This is a genomic window from Acidovorax sp. CF316 (genome assembly GCF_000276605.1).
Lineage (GTDB): Bacteria > Pseudomonadota > Gammaproteobacteria > Burkholderiales > Burkholderiaceae_C > Acidovorax.
In genome coordinates this window covers 1-22,916 of sequence record NZ_AKJX01000141.1, presented here as the reverse complement: position 1 = coordinate 22,916, position 22,916 = coordinate 1, and the positions used below count along the sequence as shown (strand labels likewise).

The 22,916-nt window shown below is 69.9% G+C and carries 23 protein-coding genes; 14 read left to right on the top strand and 9 right to left on the bottom strand.

Features of this window, described 5'->3' with window-relative positions; translation table 11 throughout:
- Positions 1 to 68: 68 nt before the first annotated feature.
- The 3 genes from PMI14_RS17790 to PMI14_RS17780 all read right to left on the bottom strand — a co-directional run bounded on the left by PMI14_RS17790 (position 69) and on the right by PMI14_RS17780 (position 3,145).
- The gene (locus PMI14_RS17790; RefSeq protein ID WP_007856638.1) at positions 69 to 809 is read right to left on the bottom strand and encodes a metallophosphoesterase; all 741 of its coding nucleotides are present in this window, start codon (positions 807 to 809) and stop codon (positions 69 to 71) included.
- A gap of 26 nt (positions 810 to 835) precedes the next feature.
- The gene (locus PMI14_RS17785) at positions 836 to 1,585 is read right to left on the bottom strand and encodes a hypothetical protein (protein ID WP_007856637.1); all 750 of its coding nucleotides are present in this window, start codon (positions 1,583 to 1,585) and stop codon (positions 836 to 838) included.
- Between the two features lie 135 nt (positions 1,586 to 1,720).
- On the bottom strand, positions 1,721 to 3,145 hold the full coding sequence (locus PMI14_RS17780; protein WP_007856636.1) for an FAD-binding oxidoreductase: 1,425 nt from the start codon (positions 3,143 to 3,145) through the stop codon (positions 1,721 to 1,723).
- A gap of 197 nt (positions 3,146 to 3,342) precedes the next feature.
- Here PMI14_RS17780 and PMI14_RS17775 point away from each other — a divergent pair, with 197 nt between their 5' ends.
- The 5 genes from PMI14_RS17775 (at position 3,343) to PMI14_RS17755 (ending at position 7,146) form a co-directional block, all read left to right on the top strand.
- Entirely contained in the window at positions 3,343 to 4,143 is an 801-nt protein-coding gene (locus PMI14_RS17775; RefSeq protein WP_007856635.1) for a GntR family transcriptional regulator, read from the top strand.
- Positions 4,140 to 4,952 carry a transporter substrate-binding domain-containing protein gene (locus PMI14_RS17770; RefSeq protein WP_007856632.1) on the top strand — a complete coding sequence of 271 codons (813 nt, stop codon included), beginning with the start codon at positions 4,140 to 4,142 and terminating at the stop codon, positions 4,950 to 4,952. Before PMI14_RS17775 ends, PMI14_RS17770 begins: the two co-directional genes overlap by 4 nt.
- 84 nt (positions 4,953 to 5,036) lie before the next feature.
- Entirely contained in the window at positions 5,037 to 5,711 is a 675-nt protein-coding gene (locus tag PMI14_RS17765) for an amino acid ABC transporter permease (RefSeq protein WP_007856630.1), read from the top strand.
- Positions 5,712 to 5,717: 6 nt separating this feature from the next.
- Entirely contained in the window at positions 5,718 to 6,371 is a 654-nt protein-coding gene (locus tag PMI14_RS17760) for an amino acid ABC transporter permease (protein WP_007856629.1), read from the top strand.
- Positions 6,355 to 7,146, top strand: coding sequence for an amino acid ABC transporter ATP-binding protein (locus PMI14_RS17755; protein WP_007856628.1), 792 nt, complete (start codon positions 6,355 to 6,357; stop codon positions 7,144 to 7,146). Before PMI14_RS17760 ends, PMI14_RS17755 begins: the two co-directional genes overlap by 17 nt.
- Before the next feature lie 69 nt (positions 7,147 to 7,215).
- On the opposite strand, the gene PMI14_RS17750 is transcribed toward PMI14_RS17755, so the two are convergent.
- Complete coding sequence (locus PMI14_RS17750; protein WP_007856627.1) at positions 7,216 to 7,677, bottom strand: hypothetical protein; 462 nt, start codon at positions 7,675 to 7,677, stop codon at positions 7,216 to 7,218.
- 271 nt (positions 7,678 to 7,948) lie between these two features.
- Between PMI14_RS17750 and PMI14_RS17745 the strand changes: the two genes are divergently transcribed.
- Positions 7,949 to 8,395 carry a hypothetical protein gene (locus tag PMI14_RS17745; protein ID WP_007856625.1) on the top strand — a complete coding sequence of 149 codons (447 nt, stop codon included), beginning with the start codon at positions 7,949 to 7,951 and terminating at the stop codon, positions 8,393 to 8,395.
- A gap of 334 nt (positions 8,396 to 8,729) precedes the next feature.
- Positions 8,730 to 9,302 carry a cob(I)yrinic acid a,c-diamide adenosyltransferase gene (locus tag PMI14_RS17740; protein ID WP_007856624.1) on the top strand — a complete coding sequence of 191 codons (573 nt, stop codon included), beginning with the start codon at positions 8,730 to 8,732 and terminating at the stop codon, positions 9,300 to 9,302.
- Positions 9,303 to 9,310: 8 nt separating this feature from the next.
- Here the strand turns inward: PMI14_RS17740 and PMI14_RS17735 are convergent, their stop codons facing one another.
- The 4 genes from PMI14_RS17735 to PMI14_RS17720 all read right to left on the bottom strand — a co-directional run bounded on the left by PMI14_RS17735 (position 9,311) and on the right by PMI14_RS17720 (position 12,788).
- Complete coding sequence (locus PMI14_RS17735; protein ID WP_007856623.1) at positions 9,311 to 10,120, bottom strand: GntR family transcriptional regulator; 810 nt, start codon at positions 10,118 to 10,120, stop codon at positions 9,311 to 9,313.
- A 73-nt stretch (positions 10,121 to 10,193) separates the two neighbouring features.
- The gene (locus tag PMI14_RS17730) at positions 10,194 to 11,417 is read right to left on the bottom strand and encodes an amidase (protein ID WP_007856622.1); all 1,224 of its coding nucleotides are present in this window, start codon (positions 11,415 to 11,417) and stop codon (positions 10,194 to 10,196) included.
- Positions 11,418 to 11,427: 10 nt separating this feature from the next.
- Positions 11,428 to 12,342 carry a polysaccharide deacetylase family protein gene (locus PMI14_RS17725; protein WP_007856621.1) on the bottom strand — a complete coding sequence of 305 codons (915 nt, stop codon included), beginning with the start codon at positions 12,340 to 12,342 and terminating at the stop codon, positions 11,428 to 11,430.
- The gene (locus tag PMI14_RS17720) at positions 12,339 to 12,788 is read right to left on the bottom strand and encodes a hypothetical protein (protein WP_007856620.1); all 450 of its coding nucleotides are present in this window, start codon (positions 12,786 to 12,788) and stop codon (positions 12,339 to 12,341) included. The genes PMI14_RS17725 and PMI14_RS17720 overlap by 4 nt, the downstream gene beginning before the upstream one ends.
- Positions 12,789 to 13,054: 266 nt before the next feature.
- On the opposite strand from PMI14_RS17720, the gene PMI14_RS17715 reads away from it, so the two are divergent.
- The 5 genes from PMI14_RS17715 to PMI14_RS17695 all read left to right on the top strand — a co-directional run bounded on the left by PMI14_RS17715 (position 13,055) and on the right by PMI14_RS17695 (position 19,773).
- Positions 13,055 to 14,239, top strand: a complete 1,185-nt coding sequence (locus PMI14_RS17715) for an ABC transporter substrate-binding protein (RefSeq protein ID WP_007856619.1) — start codon at positions 13,055 to 13,057, stop codon at positions 14,237 to 14,239.
- A 78-nt stretch (positions 14,240 to 14,317) separates the two neighbouring features.
- Complete coding sequence (locus PMI14_RS17710; RefSeq protein WP_007856618.1) at positions 14,318 to 15,196, top strand: branched-chain amino acid ABC transporter permease; 879 nt, start codon at positions 14,318 to 14,320, stop codon at positions 15,194 to 15,196.
- Positions 15,197 to 15,219: 23 nt separating this feature from the next.
- Positions 15,220 to 17,760, top strand: a complete 2,541-nt coding sequence (locus PMI14_RS17705) for a branched-chain amino acid ABC transporter ATP-binding protein/permease (RefSeq protein WP_108016395.1) — start codon at positions 15,220 to 15,222, stop codon at positions 17,758 to 17,760.
- 1 nt (position 17,761) lies between these two features.
- Complete coding sequence (gene hpxZ / locus PMI14_RS17700) at positions 17,762 to 18,154, top strand: oxalurate catabolism protein HpxZ (protein ID WP_007856616.1); 393 nt, start codon at positions 17,762 to 17,764, stop codon at positions 18,152 to 18,154.
- 29 nt (positions 18,155 to 18,183) lie between these two features.
- On the top strand, positions 18,184 to 19,773 hold the full coding sequence (locus PMI14_RS17695; RefSeq protein ID WP_007856615.1) for a gamma-glutamyltransferase family protein: 1,590 nt from the start codon (positions 18,184 to 18,186) through the stop codon (positions 19,771 to 19,773).
- A 3-nt stretch (positions 19,774 to 19,776) separates the two neighbouring features.
- Here the strand turns inward: PMI14_RS17695 and PMI14_RS17690 are convergent, their stop codons facing one another.
- Complete coding sequence (locus PMI14_RS17690; protein ID WP_007856614.1) at positions 19,777 to 20,679, bottom strand: LysR family transcriptional regulator; 903 nt, start codon at positions 20,677 to 20,679, stop codon at positions 19,777 to 19,779.
- A 129-nt stretch (positions 20,680 to 20,808) separates the two neighbouring features.
- Between PMI14_RS17690 and PMI14_RS17685 the strand changes: the two genes are divergently transcribed.
- Both PMI14_RS17685 and PMI14_RS17680 read left to right on the top strand, forming a co-directional pair.
- Positions 20,809 to 22,425, top strand: coding sequence for an FAD-dependent monooxygenase (locus tag PMI14_RS17685; protein WP_007856613.1), 1,617 nt, complete (start codon positions 20,809 to 20,811; stop codon positions 22,423 to 22,425).
- Positions 22,426 to 22,478: 53 nt separating this feature from the next.
- On the top strand, positions 22,479 to 22,916 hold a 438-nt coding region (locus PMI14_RS17680), incomplete at its 3' end, for a tripartite tricarboxylate transporter substrate binding protein (RefSeq protein ID WP_007856612.1).

The following is a 22,916-nucleotide window of genomic DNA, read 5'->3' as shown; positions in this document are numbered from 1 at the left end:
GCGTCCCCCTCCCAGATTGCGAAGCAATATGAGAGAGGGGGAAGGCGCGAAGCGCCTCAGGGGGTGCTTCATTCCGGCATGGTTCCCGTGCGCAGTGCGTGCGCCCACCCGGGTCGGCCGTTCCGATCGGCCAGCACGGCCATGGATTCATGGTCGTAGGGCACCAGGTGGTGCTCCACCGCCCAGCCCCGCTCAGTCAACTCCGCGGTGGCGTAGCGTGCGTCAGGCGTGCCGTTCTCCACCTTGTGGGCCACGGGGTGGTCATCGTCGTAGGCCTGCAGGCCCACGCTGCCAGGGTTGAGCAGCAGCACACCGGCACCCAGGCGCACCTGGCGCGGCACATGCGTGTGGCCGCTGGCGATCAGCGGTGCGTACTGGCCCGCCAGGCGCTCGTCGATCTCTGCCGGGGTGGCGGCGCGGACCACCGGGCCGTCCAGCGTTTCAAGCAGGTATTCATGGTCGCTGCGCGGCGAGCCGTGGCACAGCAGCACGTTCTCGTCCAGGCGCAGGGTGTGGGTGAGGCTGCGCATCCAGGCGAACTCGGCTTCGGTGAGCTGGCTGTGCGCGTACTGGTCCGATGCGCCGCCGTGGCCCGGGCGTAGCTGCAGCACCTGGCGCTCGTGGTTGCCCGCCAGCGACAGCCAGTCCGAGGCCATGAGCCACTGCGCCGTCTCCCTGGGCAACAGAGGCCCCGAGAGGTTGTCGCCCAGGTTCACCACGCGGTCGGCACCGCGGCGGCCAATGTCCGCCGCCACGGCTTCGAGGGCCGCGAGGTTGCCGTGGATGTCGGAGACGAAGGCGATGCGCATGGGTAGGGTGTGGTGGTCTCGAGGGGTCAGCATGGCGAGACGCTGCCGCCTGCGCTGCTGAGCAGGTTCGCGGTCACCTGCGCGCGGTTGAACAGCAGGTCGCACAGCCATGCATAGACCAGCGCAATATAGCCCAGCAGCGCCCAGCCCACATAGTCGCCAAAGACGATGGTGTGCAGCCAGTTCTGGCCGAACAGGTAGAGCCCGCTGGCGGCGATGGTGGCCAGCAGCAGCGTGGCCGCCGCAGGCAGCAGCTGCAGCCGGGCTGCGGGGCGCCTGAGAGCGGCCACGCCCAGCAGGGCGAAGGCCAGGGCATTGGCGCCGCTGAAGATGCGCAGTTCGCGCAGCAGCTTGCCGGCCGTCTCCAGGTACTGTGTGCGGATCAGGTCCGAGAGCTGCGCCTGCATCTGCTGCAGGGTGCCGAGCTTGAGCGCCATGCGTTCGGTGGTGCGCCGGCGGCATTCGCATTCAGGGATGCCCATCTCGGCGGCGATGGCGGCAATGCGTGCGGGCAGGCCGTCGGTGAGTGCCTTGCGCACGGCGGCGATCTCGCGTTCGTGCTCCTGCAGCAGAACACGGGCCTTGCCATCGAGGAAGCGTGCGTCCAGCGTCGCGACCTTCTCGCCGGTCCTCTGCTCGACCTGCGCCCGGATCATCGTGCGGGCGGTCTGTTCCACCCAGGCCGGCTGGGCGATGGATACCGCCAGCAGGCCGCCAAAGAACAGGCTGCCTGCGAGGGCGATGAGCAGGACCAGGGGACGGACGAGGGCGTGCATGGCAGGCGGATGGACAGGCCGGAAATCGGCCACGATACGCCAGACCGGGCGCAGTGCACCGCACCGCCCTGCGGGAAAGTGTGACTTATGCCCGCAAACCAGGCTGCGCTCGGGGCAACGGCCTCGCGGCCGCCGTCACAGCGCGAAGATCTTGCCCGGGTTCAGGATGTTCTTCGGGTCCAGCGCGCGCTTGATGGCGCGCATCATGTCCACCGCGCCGGCGCCCGTCTCGTCGAGCAGGAAGCCCATCTTGTGCAGGCCCACGCCATGCTCGCCGGTGCAGGTGCCGCCCAGGGCCAGGGCGCGCGCCACGAGCTTGTGGTTCAGGTCCTCGGCGGTCACGCGCTCTTCGGGGATGTTCGGGTCCAGCAGGTAGCCGAAGTGGAAGTTGCCGTCGCCCACATGGCCCACGAGGAAGTAGGGGATGCCGCTGGCATCGGCCTCGGCCACCGAGTCGAGCAGGCAGTCCGCCAGGCGGCTGATGGGCACGCAGGTGTCGGTGCTGATGGCGCGGCAACCCGGGCGGCTCTGCACGGCGGCGAAGTAGGCGTTGTGCCGCGCGGTCCACAGGCGCGTGCGTTCCTCGGGCGTGCTGGCCCATTCGAAGGCATTGCCGCCGAACTCGCTGGCGATCTCCTGCACGGTCTCGGCCTGCTCCTTCACGCTCGAGGGCGAGCCGTGGAACTCCATCAGCAGCATCGGCTCTTCGCGCAGGCCGAGCTTGCTGTGCGCGTTGACCATGCGCACGGTGTTGTGGTCGATCAGCTCCACGCGCGCGATCGGCACGCCGAGCTGGATGGTCTGGATGGTGGTGCGCACGGCCGCCTCGATGCTCGGGAACGAGCAGATCGCGGCCGACACGGCTTCGGGCAGGGGGTACAGGCGCACCGTGATCTGGGTCATGACGCCCAGGGTGCCCTCGCTGCCCACCATCAGGCGCGTGAGGTCGTAGCCGGCGCTGCTCTTCTTGGCGCGCGTGCCGGTGCGGATGACCTCGCCGCTGGCGGTCACCACCTCCAGCGCCAGCACGTTCTCGCGCATGGTGCCGTAGCGCACGGCGTTGGTGCCGCTGGCGCGCGTGGCGCACATGCCGCCGATGCTGGCGTCGGCACCGGGGTCGATGGGGAAGAACAGGCCCGTGTCCTTGATCGCGTCGTTGAGCGCCTTGCGCGTGATGCCGGGCTGCACCGTCACGGTGAGGTCCTCGGCATCGATGCTGAGCACCTGGTTCATGCGGCTGACGTCGATGCTGATGCCGCCCTGCACGGCCAGCAGGTGGCCTTCGAGCGAGGAGCCCGCCCCGTAGGGGATCACCGGCACCTCGTATTGACCGGCCAGCTTCACGGCATCTGCCACGTCCTGCGTGCTTTCGGCAAACACCACGGCCGAGGGCGGCGGCGCCTGCAGCGAGCCCTCGTCGCGCCCATGCTGTTCGCGCACGGCCTGGGCCAGGGAGCACCGGGCACCGAAACGGGCCTGCAGCGCATCGATCAGCGCTTGGGGCACCTCGCGCAGGTGGATTTCGGGCAGCAGGTGCGAGGCGGCGGTGGGGGCGTTCATGGCGTGTCTCCGGGCGGAATCTGGTGTGGGATTCATTTTAGGGCGGTGTGCCCAAACGCGGGGCGGGCCAAGCAGAACCCGACTGCCGTGTGCGCCGCCGTAGTGCGGCGAGCGCTGCCTGCGCATCCCATTGGTGCGCCAAGCTGGTGCATTGTGCTTGTATACCAGTTGGCACGCTTTCTGCGTAAGGGGTTGCAATGACCTCCGCCACCGACATCAGCAACCGCATCATCGAAGCCGTGATGGCCCAGAAGCTGGCCCCGGGCTCGCGCCTGGGCGAGCAGCAGCTGGCCATGCTGTTCGACTGCAGCCGCACCATCGTGCGCGAGGCGCTCACGCGGCTGTCCACGCGCGGCATCGTTACCGTGAGCGCGCGTCGCGGCTGGTACGTGATCGAACCCTCCGAGGACGAGGCACGCGAGGCCTTCGAGGCCCGGCGCGTGATCGAACTCGGCCTGCTGCACCAGCTCAAGTCGGTGGACAAGGCGGCCGTGCGCCAGCTCAAGAACCACCTGCAGCGCGAGAAGGCGGCCCTGGCCGGCAGCGACGTGGGGGCGCGCAGCTTCCTGCTGGGCGACTTCCACGTCTGCCTGGCCGAGTGCCTGGGCAACAGCCTGCTGGCCGACACGCTGCGCGACTTCACGGCGCGCACCACGCTGATCGCCATGCTCTACCAGTCCTCGCACGACGCGGCCCAGTCCTGCGCCGACCACGTGCGCATCGTCGAGGCGCTGGAGGCCGGCGACATTGCCCGCGCCGAGGCCCTGATGTCCGAACACATCGGCACCGTGCAGGACGCGCTGCGCCTGCAGGCAGCCCACGACCCGCTGGCCGAGCTGCGCGACGCGCTGGCGCCGGTGCGCAAGAGCGCTGCCGCGCCCGAGGCGGCAGCCCCTGCTACCCCTGCCAAGGGCCGCGCCCCGCGCAAGGCGGCCGCCAAAAAATCCGTTCCCCCACCGTCCGACGACGCATCCACCTACCTAGGAGCCCTGCTATGACCCCCCGTGCCACCACCCGCCGTTCCACCCTGGGCCTGCTGGCCGCCGCCGGCCTGTCGGCCGCAGCGCTGCTGTCCCCTGCCGCGCATGCGCAGAACGCGCTGGACAACATCCTCAAGGCCAAGGAAATCAAGATCGCCATCCCCACCGACTACCCGCCCTATGGCTTTGTCGGCACCGACCTCAAGCCCCAGGGCCTGGACGTGGAGATGGCCGGCTACATCGCCACCAAGCTGGGCGTGAAGGTCGAGCTGATCCCCGTGACCAGTGCCAACCGCATCCCCTACCTGCAGACGCAGAAGGCCGACCTGGTGATCTCTACCCTGGGCAAGAACCCCGACCGCGAGAAGGTGATCGACTTCACCGCGGCCTACGCGCCGTTCTTCCAGGCCGTGTTCGCGAGCAAGAGCCTGTCGATCAAGAGCTTTGCCGACCTGGCCGGCAAGTCGGTGGCCGTGACGCGCGGCGCCATGGAAGACCAGGAGCTGGCCAAGGTCGCGCCCGCCGGCGTGGACGTCAAGCGCTTCGAGGACCATGCGGGCAGCATCTCGGCCTTCGTCTCGGGCCAGACGCAGGCCATTGCCACCAGCGCATCGACGGCCGGCACCATCATGGTCAAGAACCCCAACCTGGCCACCGAGTACAAGCTGCTGCTCAAGGACAGCCCCAACTTCATCGGCGTGGCCAAGGGCGAGGACAAGCTGCGCCTGCGCGTGAACGAGATCATTGCCGAGGCGAAGAAGTCCGGCGACATCGACAAGATGTCGAGCAAGTGGCTGGGCCGCCCTGCAGGCGACCTGCCGCAATAAGCCCCACGCTGCCTGAGGCCCGCGCGCACTCCACCCACCTTGCACAGGCCCGCCGCGTGACGAGCGCGGCGGGGCAACCGCACCATGCTGATCCAACTGGATTTCTCTGCCGTGTTCTCGCAGTGGCCCCTGCTGCTGCGCGGCGTGGCCTGGACGATAGGGCTCACCCTCGTGGGCACGGTGCTGGGGCTGGTGCTGGGCACGGCCTGCGCCTGGGCCCGGGCGCGCAACCTGGGCCCGCGCCCGGCGGCGCTGCGCTGGGCCGTGGCCGCGTACGTGGAGCTGGTGCGCAACACGCCGTTCATCGTGCAGCTGTTCTTCATCTTCTTCGGGCTGCCGGCGCTGGGGCTCAAGCTCTCGCCCGAGCTCGCTTCGGTGCTGGCCATGGTGATCAACCTGGGCGCCTACTCGTCCGAGATCATCCGCGCCGGCATCGAGGCCACGCCGCGCGGCCAGGTGGAGGCCGCTGCCAGCCTGGCCCTCACGCCCGGCCAGACCTTTCGCCGCGTGGTGCTGCCGCCTGCACTGCAGAAGGTGTGGCCCTCGATGGTGGGCCAGATCATCATCGTCATGCTCGGTTCGGCGGTGTGCGGCCAGATCTCCACGCCCGAGCTGAGCTACGCGGCCAACCTGATCTCGAGCAACACCTTCCGGGCGTTCGAGGCCTTCATCGTGGCCACCATCGTGTACCTGGCGCTGTCCATGCTGACCCGGCGCCTGCTGGTCTGGGTGGGCGCGCGTTTCCTGGTCGGGAGGTAGTCCGCCATGGTTGAGTTTTCCGTCTGGGACATCCTTCGCAACCTGCTGGGCGCAGCGCGCTGGACAGTGAGCCTCTCGCTCATCGCCTTCATCGGCGGCGGCCTGGTGGGTCTGGCGCTGCTGGTGCTGCGCCTGTCCAAACTGCGCGGCGCGCAGCGCGCCATCAGTGCCTACGTGCAGGTCTTCCAGGGCACGCCGCTCTTGATGCAGCTGTTCCTGGCCTACTTCGGCATCGCCCTGTTCGGCATCAAGACCTCGCCGTGGACGGCGGCTGCCTTCGCGCTCACGCTCTACACCAGCGCCTACCTCACCGAGATCTGGCGCGGCTGTGTGGAGTCCATCCCCAAGGGGCAGTGGGAGGCCGCGCAAAGCCTGGCGCTCAACTTCCGCGAGCAGCTGCGCCACGTGGTGCTGCCGCAGGCGCTGCGCATCGCCGTGCCGCCCACGGTGGGCTTCCTGGTGCAGGTCATCAAGGGCACGGCGCTGGCCTCGGTGATCGGCTTCGTGGAGCTGACCAAGGCCGGCAGCATGATCTCCAACGCCACCTACAAGCCCTTCCTGGTCTACGCCTGCGTGGCCCTCCTGTACTTTGCCCTGTGCTTCCCGGTGAGCCTGGTGGCGCAATCCCTCGAAAGGAAACTCCATGGCAACCGGCACTGAAACGATCGATGCTGTCGCGGCCGCCGCACCCGTGCCGGGCCGCCCCATCGTGGACATCACGGCGCTGCGCAAGTCCTACGGCACGAACGAGGTACTCAAGGGCATCGACCTCAAGGTGCAGCGCGGCGAGGTGATCGCCATCATCGGCAAGAGCGGCTCGGGCAAGAGCACGCTGCTGCGCTGCGTGAACGGCCTGGAGGTGTTCCAGGAGGGCGCGCTCAGCGTCAACGGCCAGAAGCTCCTGCACGAAAGCCCTGCCGCCATGCGCACGCTGCGCCAGCAGGTGGGCATGATCTTCCAGAACTTCAACCTGTTCCCGCACCTCTCCGTGGGCCGCAACATCATGCTGGCACCCACGCTGGTCAAGGCGCGCGACGCCAAGGCCGCGGCCGAGCAGGCGCGCCAGCTGCTCGAACGCGTGGGCCTGGCCGAGAAGTTCGACGCCATGCCCGACCAGCTCTCGGGCGGCCAGCAGCAGCGTGTGGCCATCGCCCGTGCGCTGGCCATGGAGCCGCAGGTGCTGCTGTGCGACGAGATCACCTCGGCGCTGGACCCCGAGCTCGTGGGCGAGGTGCTGCGCGTGGTGGAGTCGCTCGCGCTCGAAGGCATGACGCTGATGATGGTCACGCACGAGATGGCGTTCGCGCGCAAGGTCAGTGACCGCGTGGTCTTCATGCACCAGGGCCGCGTGCATGAGACCGGTACACCTGCCGAACTCTTCGGCAGCCCGAAGACGCCCGAGCTGCAGCAGTTCCTTTCGTCGCTGCACGACTGAAGGCACGGGCAGGGTACAAAAAAAAGGCACGCCGCAGCGTGCCTTGGGATGGATGAAGGGAGGGCCCGGTCAGGACTTGGTGGCCAGCGCGAACTCTTCGAGCGACAGGAACTTGTCCTTGTTGCGGTCCAGCGCCTCGAATTTCTCGCTGATGGCGGGCAGCATCACGGCCTCCTGCGGGCTCAACTGGCCATCGCGGTTGGCATCGGCGCGCGCAAAGGCGACGCCGGCCTGCGAGTTCTGCACCTGCTGGGTGGTGCCGGCCGTACCGCCGAGCTGTGGCGCCAGGGCGGGCGATGGGGTGGTGGCGCTGTGGGGGATGGGCGGGGTCACTCCCAGGCTGGGTGCTGCAGGCCGCGTGGCGTTGGCCGGGGCGGTCAGCGGCGGGTTGTTGGTGGCGCTCTGCGCATGGGCGGAGGGCGCGGCTGTGATGGCACCGATGGACAGCACGGCGAACAGCAGGGCGCTGCTGGCATCGAAGGGGTGGGCGGCCTTGAGCGGTTTGGTGTTCAGGGTCGTTGGGGTCTTCATGGGTGGTGTGCTCCGAAGTTGACAGGCTGCCATTGCACCGCAGATGGCATCGGGCATCCAGTCATTTTGCCTGCTGTTGCGCGCGCCTACATTTGCCTGCCCGGTGTAACTCTTGGTGTAGGACGCCTGGCCGACTGCGCCCAAGCAGGCCCGAGCCAGGGCGCCCCGAGTCCCACGCCAGTCCCTGCGCAAGTCCTACAGCCCCGCCCACGACGGGCCTGAACAATGGACCCAGAGCAATCAACGCTCTTCTTTTGACAAGGACTCTCCCATGACTACCAAGCACACCCTCATCGCTTCCCTGGCTGTTCTCGCCTGCAGTGCCGCATTGGCACAGGCCCCCGCTGGCGTGGGCAAGACCCCCGCCGAAGTGAGCCCATCCGCATCGGGTGGCGCAGCCGCCACCTCCGCACAGAACAAGGTCGACAACAAGAAGGCCAATTCGTCGGTCGCCGTGGCCAACCCCGCTGCCGGCATGGGCAAGGGCGCTCCGGCCCCTGAAATCGATGCCACCGCTGCTGGCGGCAAGGCCGCTGCCAACGCTGAAAAGAAGACCAATGCCCGCCTGATGGACGCCAACGGCGACGGCATGGTGTCGCGCGCCGAATGGGACCGCTACCACGCCGACGCCTGGGCCGGCATGCAGTCCAGCGCCAAGAATGGCCTGGTCTCCACCGCCGAGATCGACGCTGCCAACCGCCGCGCCACGGTCCAGTGATCGCCGCCATGGCGATGGATGAATCCGGTGTGGCCGGCATCCGCCCTGGGGCGGGTGCCGCCCACCGGCCCCGCCCGGCGGGTGGCGCAATGCCCGCACCCCATTTCGCGATGCAGTGAAGTGACACCTGCCTTTCAGAGGCACGGTGGCGCTCACTGCATTTGCCTTTTCAATGGCGCTTTCACGCCTGTTCCCCAGCCCCCCGTGTGCGGCGATGGATGACAATACCGCCCATGCCTGCCGAGGAGGGTGCCGTGCACCTGCGTCGGCATCCCCCCCATTCACCAACCAGCGTTGCCGAACTCCCTGCAGGCGCTGCGCACAGGAGACTTCCATGGGCAATCGACTCAGCGCCATCACCACCCGCACGGGCGACGCCGGCACCACCGGCCTGGGCAATGACCAGCGCGTGTCCAAGAACAGCACGCGCGTGCATGCCATGGGCGATGTCGACGAGCTCAACTCCCACATCGGCCTGCTGCTGTGCGAGCCCCTGCCCGACGACGTGCGCAGCCTGATGGTGCAGGTCCAGCACCAGCTGTTCAACCTGGGCGGCGAGCTGTCCATTCCGGGCTACGAACTGCTCAAGCCCGAGGCCGTGCTGCAGCTCGACGAGGCGCTGGCGCACTACAACGCATCGCTGCCCAGGCTGGCGGAGTTCGTATTGCCCTCCGGTACGCGCGCTGCTTCGCAGGCCCACGTGTGCCGCACCGTGGCCCGGCGCGCCGAGCGCGTGGTCGTGGGCCTGGGCAGCGAGGAAACCCTGAACGACGCGCCGCGCCAGTACCTGAACCGCCTGTCGGACCTGATGTTCGTGCTGGCCCGCGTGCTCAACCGCATGGACGGTGGCGACGACGTGTACTGGCAGAGCGAGCGCCTGGCTCGCTCACAGGCCACCGAGGGCTGAGAAAAGAGCTAGGCCATCCCGAGCATGCGCGCCAGGTTGTTGTCGCTGCGCTCCTGCTGCAGCGTGATGCTGTGCTCCAGCGCCAGCAGGTGGGCTTCCATCTCGCGCGCAGCGCCGTCGGCGTCGCCCTGGGCGATGAGGTCGACCACGCGCGCATGCTCTTCGTGTTCGCACGAGGCCTTGCCGGGCGGCTCGTACAGCGCCACGATCAGCGAGCAGCGCGACACCAGCTCCATCAGGTAGCGCTGCAGCACCGGGTTGCGTGACAGCTCGGCCAGCCGCAGGTGGAAGGCGCTGGCCAGCCGTGCCCAGGCGGGCTGGGTGAAGCGGTGCATGGCGTGGTGCTCTTCCTCCAGCTGCTGGCGCAGCGAGGCGATGTCCTCGGGGGTGGCATGCCGCGTGGCCAGGCGCACGATGGAGCCTTCGAGCGCGCGGCGCGCCTCGAACACCTGGCGCGTCTCCTCGGGCGTGGGCTCGGCCACGATGGCGCCGCGGTTCGGGCGCAACTCCACGATGTGGTCGTGCGCCAGCGCCTGCAGCACCTTGCGCACGGTGGCGCGGCGCACGTCGAACAGCTCGCACAGCGAGGCCTCGGGCAGTTTGGTGCCGGGCGTGAGGCGCTGGGTCATCACGCTCTCGTACACCGTGTTGTAGATGCGTGTCTCCACGTCGTCGCCCGTGCGCAGGCCCGGCAGACCGGGAAGCTCGCTTTCCAGCAGCGGCGTGGCCGCCTTGAGCGGCACGACCGCAGGAGCGGTGGTCGAGGGGGTGGCCCGCGGCGGCCTGGCGCCGGCGCGGGGAGTTGTCTTGGTGGCCATGGTGTTCGCCCGGATCGGCTGCTGTCTGTCGTCGCGCGGTCCGGCGGATGTTGTTGCCCCCATTGTCGCGCCTTCAGCGTGCGCCGTCCTGCAGCGCCTGCCAGACCCGTACCGCCAGGCGCACCAGGGCCAGGTCGCTGCCGGCCGGGCCGATCAGCGACACCCCTGCCGGCAGGCCCCCGGCCGTGGCCAGCGGCAGGCTCACCTGCGGCAGCCCGGCCAGCCCGGCAATGCAGCAGATGCGCAGGGTGCGTGCGCGGATGGCGTCGATCTCCGCACCTTCTGCGCTGCGCAGCGGCGCCACGCTGGCCGCCGAGGGCAGGACCAGCACCGTGCCACTGCCGACGAGTGCGCGCACCTGGGCGCGCGCCGCCAGGCCTGCGGCACGCGCCGCGCCGGCGGCTTCGGCCGTGACCTCCGATGCGGCCTGCCAGCGTCCCGCAATGGCCGCCTCGAAGCCGGGGGCGTTGGCGCTGATCCATGCGCCGTGGGCCTGCCAGGCCTCATGGGCACCCCAGGCCACATAGTGGCGGCGCCAGTCCTCCAGCGCGCTGCCCTGGGCCGCCGTGGCCGTACCCACCCCTTGGGGCAGGAGCGTGGCGAGCACTTCGCCCACCCGGGGCAGCAGCGCAGCCACCTCGGCATCGGCCTCGGCGGCCGCATCCTGCAGCTGCACTGCGCGCAAGGCTGCAAAGGGGGTGGCCGGGAGCAGTGCCTGGGCCACGCGCTCGAAGGTGGTGGGGTCGTGCGCGAACCAGGTCGCGGTGTCGAAACTCTCGTGCAGCGGCACCAGGCCGGCGCGCGATACCAGGCCGTGCGTGGTGCGCAGACCCCACACGCCGCAGTAGCTGGCCGGCACGCGGGTGGAGCCACCGGTATCGGTGCCCAGCGCAAAGTCCACCAGCCGGGCGGCCACGGCCGCGACCGAACCGCTCGACGAGCCGCCCGGGATGCGCTCGGGTGCGGCGCTGTTGAGCGGCATGCCGTAGTGCAGGTTGTGGCCGTGGATGCTGTAGGCCAGCTCATCGGTGACGAGCTTGCCGCACAGCGTGGCGCCGACGTCGAGCAGCTGCTGCACCAGCGCGCTGTGGCGCGCGGGCACCGGGTGGCTGGCCAGCCAGGCGGGGTTGCCCGCGCCCGTGGGCTGGCCCGCCACGTCGAACACGTCCTTGGCGGCAAAGCGCAGGCCGGCCAGGGGGCCGTGGGCTGCTCCTTCGATCACGAAGTGGCCGTGCGGCACCCAGGCATTGGCGGTGTCGGTGAAGGGCAGGCCGGGGGAAGCGATGGGGCTGTGCATGGGGTGGGGCTCAGGCAGAGGGGAACAAGGCATCCACGTGGTCGCAGAGGGCGCCGGGCGTGGTGAACCAGATGGCGCCGGCGTCGCGTGCGCGGGCCACATGCTCCAGCGCGCGGCGCAGGTGGCGCAGCCGGTAGGGCTGGCCCACCAGGTAGGGGTGCAGGGCGATGCCCATGACCAGCGGCTCCCGCGCCGACTGCTGCAGCATCTCGTCGAAGTTGTCGACAATCATCTGCGCGAAGTCCTTGCCGTCGAGCTGGCGCGCAATGATCATCGGAATGTCGTTGAGCTCCTGCGGGTAGGGAACCGACCACAGCCGCTGGCCGCTGCGCGTGCGCATCGGCACGGGCTGGTCGTCGTGCGCCCAGTTCAGGGTGTAGCGGTAGCCGGCCTCGGCCAGCAGGTCGGGCGTGGTGGGGCTCTCCGAGATCCAGGGCGAGAGCCAGCCCGCAGGCGCGCCGCCGCTGGCCTGTGCGATGCGCTCGCGGCAGGCGACCAGCAGCGCGGCTTCCTCGGCCTCGGCGAAATCGCCCTGGCGCTCGGAGTTGGTGTGGCCGTGGCCGATCAGCTCGTCGCCGCGCGCTGCGCAGGCGGCCAGCAGTTCGGGGCAGTGGTCGTACAGCGCGGTGTTCACAATGCAGCCGGCCGGCAGGGCCAGCTGGTCGAACAGTTCCAGGCAGCGCCAGGCGCCCACGCGGTTGCCGTACTCGCGCCAGCTGTAGTTGAGCACGTCGGGCTCGGGCGAGGCCGGGCCGATGCGCGCCCCCAGCCCGCCGCCAAAGGCGAAATGCTCCAGGTTGAAGCCCAGGTAGACCGCCAGGCGCGCGCCGTTCGGCCAGGTGTAGTCGGGGCGGCGGGTAATGGGGCTGTAGCCGAAGCGCCCATGGGTGGGCAGCGGTCCGTCGCCATAGATGCTGGTGATCATGCGCCGGCCTCTGGTGTGGACCAGGGCGCGGCCAGACCGGCGCGCACCAGCAGCCATTCGGCGCTGTCGTTCCACACGTCCATGCGCACGATCAGGCCGCGCTCCAGCACGTAGCGGTCCACATAGCGGTTGCCCTCGAACGGCGTGCCATCGGGCCAGGCGCCGTAGAGCGTGCCGGTGTTGTAGACCACGGCCTCTTCGTGGGTGGCACCGGCCACGACGTCGGTGCTCTCGAACTTCTTTTTCACCCAGGCATAGCGCGTGGCGTTGAAGGCGCTGCACTCGGCCGGCTGGCGCATGGGGCGCCCGCCCGTGAAGCGGATGGCCAGGCCGGGTGCGACGAAGCGGCTGGCGGCCACGGGGTCGGGAATCATCACCAGGCGCAGGAACTCTTCGACGATGGCGCCGGCGTCCTGGGAGGGCGGTGTGGATGGTTGCTGCTGCATGTTGGTGCTCCTGGTTGCACCACCGGGGTGCGAAATGCGACGGCGGTGCTTCGGAATGGGGCAGAACACGGTGAACGCCCCTTTGTTCTTGTTGTCAGCAAAGCATGTGCCAGATTGTCGACAATTACATATCAATGAAGTTGCCAATAAATATCTGTGTTTGTTGACATTGGCACGGTGCTTGCTGATGGAGCCTCCCGAGGCGGGCCGAATCCCGCCCACCGATCCGTTCATCCCCGTCCACCCGCCATTGCAGGAGAACCGCCATGCCCTTCACCACCCGCCGCCGCTTTGCCGCCGCCACCCTCGCCACCGCGGCCTGGGCTGTCCTGGGCACCGCCCATGCCGCCGATCCGATCAAGGTTGGCCTGGTCACCGCGCTCTCGGGCCAGTCGGCGCTGGCGGGAGACGCCATCACGCGCGGCCTGACCATCGCCATCGAGGAGATCAACGCCAAGGGCGGCCTGCTCGGCGGCCGCAAGCTCGAACTGGTGCGCCGCGACGACGAGGCCAACCCCGCCAAGGGCGTGACCGCAGCGCGCGAACTGATCTACAAGGAGAAGGTGGCCGTGCTCTTCGGCGGGCTGGACACGCCGGTCTCCATCGCCATCGTGCAGCTGGCCAACCAGGAGAAGGTGCCCTTCATGGGCCCCTGGGCCGCAGGCACGCCGGTGACCAAGAACGGCGCCAAGCCCAACTTCGCGTTCCGCGTCTCGGCCGTGGACGAGATCGTCGATCGCGGCATGCTGGCCTATGCGCAAAAGACCTTCAATGCCAAGAACCCCGGCATGATCCTCGTGAACAACCCCTGGGGCGAGTCCAACGAGAAGGGCCTCACTGCAGCGCTGACGGCCAAGGGCATGAAGGCCGCCGGCATCGAGAAGTTCGGCGACAGCGACGTGGACGTGGTGCCCCAGCTCACGCGCCTGAAGGCCGCCGGCGCCGACGCGCTGTTCCTGGTGGGCAACGTGGGCCCCTCGGCCCAGGTGGTCAAGTCGCTGGACCGCATGGGCTGGCAGGTGCCCATCGTTTCGCACTGGGGCCCCGCGGGCGGCCGCTTCACCGAACTGGCCGGCCCCAACGCCAAGAACGTGCACTTCGTGCAGACCTACAGCTTCTTCGGCAAGCAAGGCCCGGTGGGCGAGAAGGTGGTGGCGGCGCTCAAGGCCAAGTACCCCGAGATCAAGGGCCCCGACAACATCACCCCCGCCGTGGGCGTGGCCAATGCCTACGACGCCATGCAGCTGGCGGCCCTGGCCATCACCCAGGCCGGCAGCACCGATGGCGACGCCGTGCGCCAGGGCTTCTACAAGATCGGCAAGTACGAGGGTCTGATCAAGGGCTATGACAAGCCCTTCAGCGAAGCCAACCACGACGCGCTGAGCGAGAACGACTACGTCTGGGCACAGTTCATCGGCAACCGCATCCTGCCAGTCGGCCTCGAAAAATAAGCCCTGCACGCCACGCGGTCCCGCGCCCTGCATGGCGCGGGATCTTTCCTGCCTTTTCTCTCTTCTTCGATCACCACGATGCTCTTTCTCTCCGCCCTCATCAGCGGCATCGGCCTGGGCAGCATGTACGGGCTCATGGCCCTGGGCTTTCACGTCACCTTCGTGGTCTCCGGCACCGTGAACTTCGCCCAGGGCAGTTCCATGATGCTGGGCGCCGTGCTCACCTACGGCTTTGCCATGGTGCTGGGCTGGCCCATGGCGCTGGGCGTGCTGCTGGCGCTGCTGCTGTGCGCGCTCTACGGCCTGGCCGTGGAGTTCTTCGCCGTGCGGCCGTTCGCGCGCCGCAATTCGGACGCCTGGCTCATGGCCACCGTGGCGCTGGGCATCGTGGTCGACAACCTGGCCATGTTCACCTTCGGCAAGGAGCCGCGCAGCCTGCCCTCGCCCCTGGCCCAGGCACCGATGACGCTGGGCGACATCGGCCTGGGCGTGTACCCGCTGCAGCTGCTCATCCCGGCCATCGGCCTGGTGCTGGCGGCCGTGCTGCACTTCGTGGCGCGGCGCACGCGCTGGGGCACGGCGATGCTGGCCGTGGTGCAGAACCGCGATGCGGCGCGGCTCATGGGCATTCCCATCGGGCGCGTGGTGTCGGCGGCGTTCGCGCTGTCGGCCGTGTTCGCGGGCGTGGCCGGCGTGCTCATCGCGCCGCTCGTGAACGTGCAGTCCGACATGGGCACGCTGTTCGGCCTCAAGGCCTTTGCGGTCGCCATCCTGGGCGGCATCGGCAGTGCCTGGGGCGTCATGGCCGCGGGCCTGCTCTTCGGCGTGGCCGAGGCGCTGATCACCTCCACGCTGGGCTCGGGTTACACGCAGATCCTCACTTTCTCGCTCGTCATCGTGGCGCTGGCCGTGCGCCCCAACGGGCTGTTCGGGCGTGCCCTGGTGCGCAAGGTATGACGAAGAAGAACACGCCTCTTTCCATGCAGACTGCATCCCTTCACCTTCCTTCGTCCGCACGCGGGCTGGCCATGCCGGCGCTGCTGGGCCTCACCGCGCTGGGCGTGGCCGTGGGCCTGGCGCTGGCCACGCAGGTCAACGGCTACTACGTCTTCGTGCTGGCCAATGTGGCGCTGCTGGCGCTGGTGGGCATCGGCCTGAACGTGCTGCTCGGCCTGTCGGGCCAGGTGTCCTTCGGGCATGTGGGCTTCTACGCCATCGGCGCCTATGCGGTGGCCATCCTCACCACCAAGGCGGGCTGGAGCTTCTGGGCCGCCTGGCCGGTCGCGGCCGTGCTGGCCGGCGCCATGGGCGCGCTGCTCGCGTTGCCGGCGCTGCGCGTCAAGGGCCCCTACCTGGCCATGGTGACCATTGCCTTCGGCCTGATCGTGGAGCACAGCGCGGTGGAGATGCGCGACCTCACGGGCGGGCAGAACGGCATCATGGGCATCGCCGCACCGGCACTGGGCATCGATGCGCTGCGCGGCGAACGGGCCATCGCGGTGCTGGCCATCGTGGCCGTGGCGCTGGCGCTGCTGGCCTATGTGCGGCTGTCGCGGGGCGCCTGGGGCGCCGCGCTGCGTGCGGTGCGTGATTCCGAGACGGCGGCCGAGTCCATCGGCCTGAACCCGCTGGCCGTGAAGACCGTGGCCTTCGCCCTTTCGGCCCTGCTGGCGGGGCTGGCGGGCGGGCTGTATGCGCCGCTCTCGGGCTTCGTCACGCCGCACAGCTTTTCCTTTTTGCAGTCCATCCTGTTTGTGCTGGTGGTGATGATCGGCGGCGCGGGCAGCATCGCCGGGCCGCTGGTGGGCGCCGTCATCGTCGGCCTGCTGCCCGAGCTGCTCTCGAGCCTGGAGGAGTACCGCCTGCTGTTCTTCGGCGCACTGCTGCTGGTGGTGCTGTGGGTGGCGCCACAGGGCCTGGTGGGGCTGCTGGCGCGGCTGCACCGCAGCGCACCCGCGCCCATGGATGGCGCTGCCGCGCATGGCGACGCGTTGCCGGCCCTGAAGCCGGCACAGGGCAGGGCGCTGGGCGCGCAGGGCCTGTCCATGGTCTTCGGCGGCGTGCGCGCGGTGAGCGAGCTGTCGTTTGCCGTGCGCCCCGGTGCCGTCACCAGCCTGATCGGGCCCAACGGCGCGGGCAAGAGCACGGTGCTCAACATGCTCAGCGGCTTCTACACCCCCACCAGCGGCGGCGCGCTGCTGGGCGCCGAGCCGCTGCAGGGCCGCGGTGCCTGGCGCATCGCGCGGGCCGGCGTGGCGCGCAGCTACCAGACCTCGCAGCTCTTCGGTTCGCTCAGCGTGCTCGACAACGTGGCCCTGGCGCTGGCACGCGGCACCCTGGGCCCCTTGCTGGGCGATGGCCGCGTGTGCTCGCCCGGCGCGCGGGACGAAGCGCGCGCCCTGCTGGCCTGGTGCGGCTACAAGGGTGCCGTGCAGGTGCCGGCGGCCGACCTGGCCCACGTCGACCGGCGCCTGGTGGAGATCGCCCGCGCCCTGGCCCTGCGGCCCGAGGTGCTGCTGCTTGACGAGCCGGCCGCCGGCCTGTCCACCGAGGACAAGGACCAGCTTTCCGCGCTGCTGCGCCGCATTGCCGACCAGGGCGTGGGCGTGCTGCTGGTGGAGCACGACATGGCGCTCGTCATGGGCCTGTCGGACCATGTGGTGGTCATGGAGTCGGGCCGCCACCTGGCCGAGGGCACGCCGGCCGAGGTGCAGGCCCATCCCGCCGTGCGCAAGGCCTACCTGGGCGAGGGCGAAGGCGGCGCCGTGGCGGTGCATGCCGCCGTCGGCCGCCAGTTGCCGGGCGATGCGCCCGAGGTGCTGGGTGTGGGCCGGCTCACCACCGGCTACGGTGCCGAGCCCGTGCTGCACAACGTGGACCTGCGCGTGCGCCAGGGCGAGATGGTGGCCCTGCTGGGCGCCAACGGCGCCGGCAAGTCCACGCTGATGCGCACCCTGGCCGGCCTGCACCGGCCCGTGTCGGGCGGCATCCACCTGCAGGGGGTGGAACTGGGCCCGCTGCGCGCCGAGCAGATCGTGGCGCGCGGCCTGGTGCTGGTACCCGAGGGGCGCCAGGTCTTCCCCGAGCTCTCGGTGCTCGACAACATCCGGCTGGGCGCCTTCCTGCACCCTGAGGGCCGCGAGGCCCGGGTGGAAGAGATGCTGCAGCGCTTTCCGCGCCTGCGCGAGCGCCTGTACCAGCGCGCCGGCCTGCTCTCGGGCGGCGAGCAGCAGATGCTGGCCATTGCCCGCGCCCTCATGAGCCGCCCGCGCGTGCTGCTGCTCGACGAGCCCTCTCTGGGCCTGGCGCCCAAGGTCATCGAGGAGCTGTTCGCCTCGCTGGCGCGCCTGCGCGACGAATCCATGACCCTGGTGCTGGTGGACCAGATGGCGGCGCTGGCCCTCTCGCTGGCCGACCGGGCCTATGTGCTCGAAGGCGGGCGCGTGGTGGCCCAGGGCACGGCGGCCGAGATCGCGGCCAACGATGCCCTCACACGGGCGTATCTCGGCGGTGGACACTGATATGAACGACAGCACGACAACCATCAACCTGCCCGATGTCCTCGCCGAGGTCACGGCTGCGTTTGCGCGCTACGAGTATGCGCTGGTCCACAACGAGGTGGACGTGCTCGACGCGCTGTTCTTCCACGGCCCGCAGACCGTGCGCTATGGCGCCACGGAATGCCTCTACGGCATCGACGCCATCTGCGCCTTTCGCAGCGGCCGCTCGCCTGCGGGCCTGGCGCGCACGCTGCGCAATACCTGCATCACGGCCTACGGGCGCGACTTCGCTACCACCAGCACCGAATTCACGCGCGAGGGCAGCGCGCGCACTGGCCGCCAGCAGCAGACCTGGGTGCGCATGCCCGGGCAGGGCTGGTGCGTGGTGGCAGCGCATGTCTCGCTGATGGACTAGCATCTTTCCCCATAACCGGAGACTTCTCGATGTTGCACAGCCTGCAAAGCCGCGGTGGCATGGTCACCGCTCCCCACCACCTGGCTGCACAGGCCGGCGCTGCCGTGCTGCGCGAGGGCGGCAACGCGGTGGAGGCCATGGTCGCGACAGCCGCCGCCATCGCGGTGGTCTACCCGCACATGAACGGCCTGGGCGGCGATGGCTTCTGGCTCATCCACACGCCGGGCACGGCGGCCCCGGTCGCAGTGCGCGCCTGCGGCGGCGCGGCGCAGGCGGCGGACGCGGCCTTCTACCAGGCGCATGGAGACGCGGCCATCCCCACGCGCGGACCGCGCGCGGCGCTCACCGTGGCCGGTGCCATCGGCGGCTGGGCCGAGGCCCTGGAAGTGGCCCGCGCCTGGGGCGGCAAGCCGCTGCCGCTGGCGCGCCTGCTCGAAGACGCGATCCGCCATGCGCGCGAGGGCATGCCCATCACCACCTCCCAGGTCGAGCTGACGCGCGCCAAGTGGGCCGAGCTCGAACATGTGCCCGGCTTCGCGGCCGCCTTTGCACCCGAGGGCCAGCCGCACCGCGGCGACACCCTGCGCCAGCCGCGCATTGCGGCCACGCTGCAGCGCCTGGCCGAGGCCGGGCTGCACGACTTCTACCGCGGCGACCTGGCGCGCAGCATGGCGCGCGACCTGCAGGCCCTGGGCAGCCCGCTGGCGCTGGCCGACCTGGAGGGCTGGCACGCCGCGCAGGTGGCACCGCTGTCGGTGCAGCTGTCGGCCGGCAGTGTGTTCAACCAGCCGCCGCCCACGCAGGGCGTGTCCTCGCTGGCCATCCTGGGCCTGTTCGACCGCCTGGGCGTGGGTCAGGCCGAGGGCTTCGACCATGTGCACGGCCTGGTGGAATCGACCAAGCAGGCCTTCGCCTGGCGCAACCGGCATGTGGGCGACCCCGCGTACATGCGCGCCGATCCAGCGGCCTTCCTGCAGGCCAGCTCCCTTGATGCCGAGGCCGCGCGCATCGACAAGGCCCGCGCCGCGCCCTGGCCCGAGCCCACGGAGCCCGGCGACACGGTATGGATGGGCGCCGCCGATGCCCACGGCACTGTCGTCAGCTACATCCAGAGCATCTACTGGGAGTTCGGCAGCGGCATCGTGCTGCCCGAGACCGGCCTGCATTGGCAGAACCGCGGCGCTTCGTTCACCCTGGGCGCCGGGCCCAACCAGTTGGCGCCCGGGCGCCTGCCGTTCCATACCCTGAACCCGGCGCTGGCGCACCTCAAGGACGGGCGCGTGCTGGCCTACGGCACCATGGGCGGCGAGGGCCAGCCGCAGACGCAGGCGGCGGTGTTCACGCGCCATGTGCTCTTCGGCCAGGACATGCAGGCCGCGGTGACCGCGCCGCGCTGGCTGCTGGGCCGCACCTGGGGCGACCAGTCCACCAACCTCAAGCTCGAATCGCGCGTGGACCCGGCCCTGGTGGACCGGCTGCGCGCGGCCGGCCACGACGTGCAGGTGGTGGGCGCTTTCGAGGACATGATGGGCCATGCCGGGGCGGTGGCCTTCCATCCCGACGGGCGCATCGAGGGCGCGACCGACCCACGCGCCGACGGGATCTGCGCCGGGGTCTGATGGCTAGGCTGGCGGCTGCGCCACCCGGTGCGCCTCGCGCCGCAGCATGTCGCAGAAGTACCCGACCGCGGGCGTCAGCGGCATGCCGCCGCGGGCCACCAGGCAGATCGGTGGCGCGGGGATCAGCTCGCGCACCGGGATCTGCTGCACCAGCCCAAGCAGGGGGGATTGCGTCCACTGGATCGGCAGGACCATGAGCAGGTCGGAATAGACCATGGACGTGAGGAAGGTCAGGGTGGAGTGCGAGCTCATCACCAGCCGCGGCGGCGGCAGGCCGTGCTGGCGGAACAGCGGGCCGATCTCCTCCTCGGCCTTGTAGGTCACCGAGCTGGTGATCCACTCCGCACCGGCCAGCTCCTTCAGGGAGCGGGCGCCGGCCAGCGGATGCCCCTTGCGCCCGACGACCACGCGGGTGTTGTCGAACAGCCTCTCCACCGCCAGCCCCACCGCCGTGTCCGCAGGCGCGGGGCCGGCGTAGAAGTCCAGGCTGCCGTCGAGCAGGCGCGCTTCGACGCGCGGGTACACCGCGTCCATGATGTCCAGCCGCACCTCGGGGTAGCGCTGGCGGAAGGCGCGCAGCGCCCCCGGGTAGAGCGCCAGGTGCGGCACGCTGGACATGGCGATGGCCAGGCGACCGTGCACCTGCCCGCGCAGCTGGTCGATCTCCTCGCGCGCGCGGCGCACGTCTTCCACCACGGAGCGGGCACGGCGCAGGAACACCTCGCCCATGGGCGTGAGCGACACGCCGCGGCTGTTGCGCTCGAACAGCGGCACGCCCAGGTCCTTCTCCAGCTCCTGGATGCTGTGGCTCAGGGCGGCCTGGGCACTGCCCAGGTGGCGCGCCGCGCCGCGCAGGCTGCCGCGCTCGGCCACGGCCAGGAAGTCGCGCAGGGCATTGAATTTCATGAACGCTCCAAGGCTGCCGGGTGATCGCAAATTTCGATCAGTGTGCGAATTCTGCCGTCTTTCGCAGACGCGGGCCACTGCCTACGATCGCCCCATGCCCTTGATCCAGATCCCGAAAAAAGTCCCGCCATGCAATCCGTCCAGGTCCTGATCGTCGGTGCCGGCCCCGTGGGCCTGGCGCTCGCCATAGAACTCGGCCACCGCGGCATCCGCTGCCTGCTGGTGGAGCGCAACGACCGCGTGGGCTATGCCCCGCGCGCCAAGACCACCAATGTGCGCACCCGCGAGCACCTGCGCCGCTGGGGCATCGCCGACCAGCTGCGCGCCGCATCGCCGCTGGGCATGGACTACCCCTCCAACGTGGTCTTCGTCACCCGCCTGGCCGGGCCCGAGCTCACCCGCTTCGAGAACGCCATGTACTGCGCGCCGGGACGCAACCCGCTGTACTCCGAACATGCGCAGTGGATTCCGCAGTACACGGTGGAAGAGGTGCTGCGTGCCCATGCCCAGTCGCTGCCCGGCGTGGAGCTGCGCTTCAACTGCGAGCTTGGCGGCTTCGACCAGGACGAAGAGGGCGTCGAGGTCCATCTGCACGACCGGGTGGGCGACACCGACTTCTGCGTGCGCGCCGACTACGTGGTGGGCGCCGACGGCGCGCGCAGCAAGGTGCGCGAGCTCATCGGTGCGCGCATGGAGGGCACCTACGGCCTCTCGCGCAACTACAACATCGTGTTTCGCGCCCCGGGCCTGGCCCAGGCGCACCGCCATGGTCCGGCCATCATGTACTGGCAGGTCAACACCGAGCTGCCCAGCCTCATCGGGCCCATGGACCGGGGCGACACCTGGTTCTTCATGCCCACCCGGGTGCCCGAGGGCGTGAAGCTGTCGGACCTGGACGCCGCCGCCCTGATCCGCCAGGCCACCGGCCTGGACCTGCCCTACGAGGTGCTGAGCAGCGACGAGTGGGTGGCCAGCCGCCTGATTGCCGACCGCTACAGCGACCGCCGCGTGTTCCTGGCCGGGGATGCCTGCCACCTGCATCCGCCGTTTGGCGGCTACGGCATGAACATGGGCGTGGCCGACGGGGTCGACCTGGGCTGGAAGCTCGCCGCGCGGCTGCAGGGCTGGGGCGGCGATGCCCTGCTGGCCAGCTACGAGGCCGAGCGCCGGCCGGTGCACGAGTGGGTAATGGCCGAGGCCGAGGCCAACCACGCGGTGCTGGGCAACCAGCTGTCCGCCGCAGGCGTGGAGGACGACACGCCCGAAGGTCGGCGCCTGCGCGCGGAGATCGGCGTGCGCATCCAGGCCACCAAGATGCGCGAGTTCGCCACCCTGGGGGTGGTGCTGGGCTACCGCTACGAGGATTCGCCGGTCACCGTGCCCGATGGCACGGCAGCGCCGGCCCGTGACTTCATCAACTACGTGCCCACCTCGCGCCCGGGCAGCCTGGCCCCGCATGCCTGGCTGCACGACGGCAGCTCCCTGTACGACCTGTTCGGCCCGGGCTTCACCCTGCTCGCCGCGCCGCAGGCCGACAGGGCCGAGCTGGAACGCATCCGGCTGCAGTGCGCGGACGCCCGGCTGCCGCTCAAGGTGCTGCAGTGCGAGGAGGGCGGTGTTGCCAGCCTCTACCCCACGCGCTACACCCTGGTCCGGCCGGACCAGCATGTGGCCTGGCGCGGAAACGACTGGCCCGAGGACGGCCGGGGCCTGTTGGACCGCGTGACAGGGCGCGCCCCGGGATAGCAGCAATCCAAGGCTTCACCAGCTCAGCCATCAAAAAACAACGGAGACAAGACATGCCAACCATCACCCGTCGCACCGCCGGCCTCCTGGCCCTGGCGGCACCCTTTGCCACCTGGGCACAGCCTGCGCCGGTCCTGCCCGTGCGCATCACCACCGTGTTCCCCACCGGCAGCGGACCCGACGTGGTGGCACGCATCGTGGGCGAGAAGCTGCAGGCCCGCTGGGGCCGGGCCGTGGTCATCGATGCCAAGCCTGGCGGCGCCGGCATGGTGGCCATCAACGGCGCGAAGGGCGCCGCGCCCAATGGCAGCGAGCTGGTGGTGGTGGACGTGGGCAACCTGTCCATCAACCCCCTGATCTTCAAGAAGCTCTCGTACGACCCCGATAAGGACCTGGTGCCGGTGGCCGTGCTGTACAAGACGGCGTTCTTCGTCGCCGTGGGGGCGTCCAGCCCTTACAAGAGCGTGCAGGAGCTGATGGCGGCGGCCGCC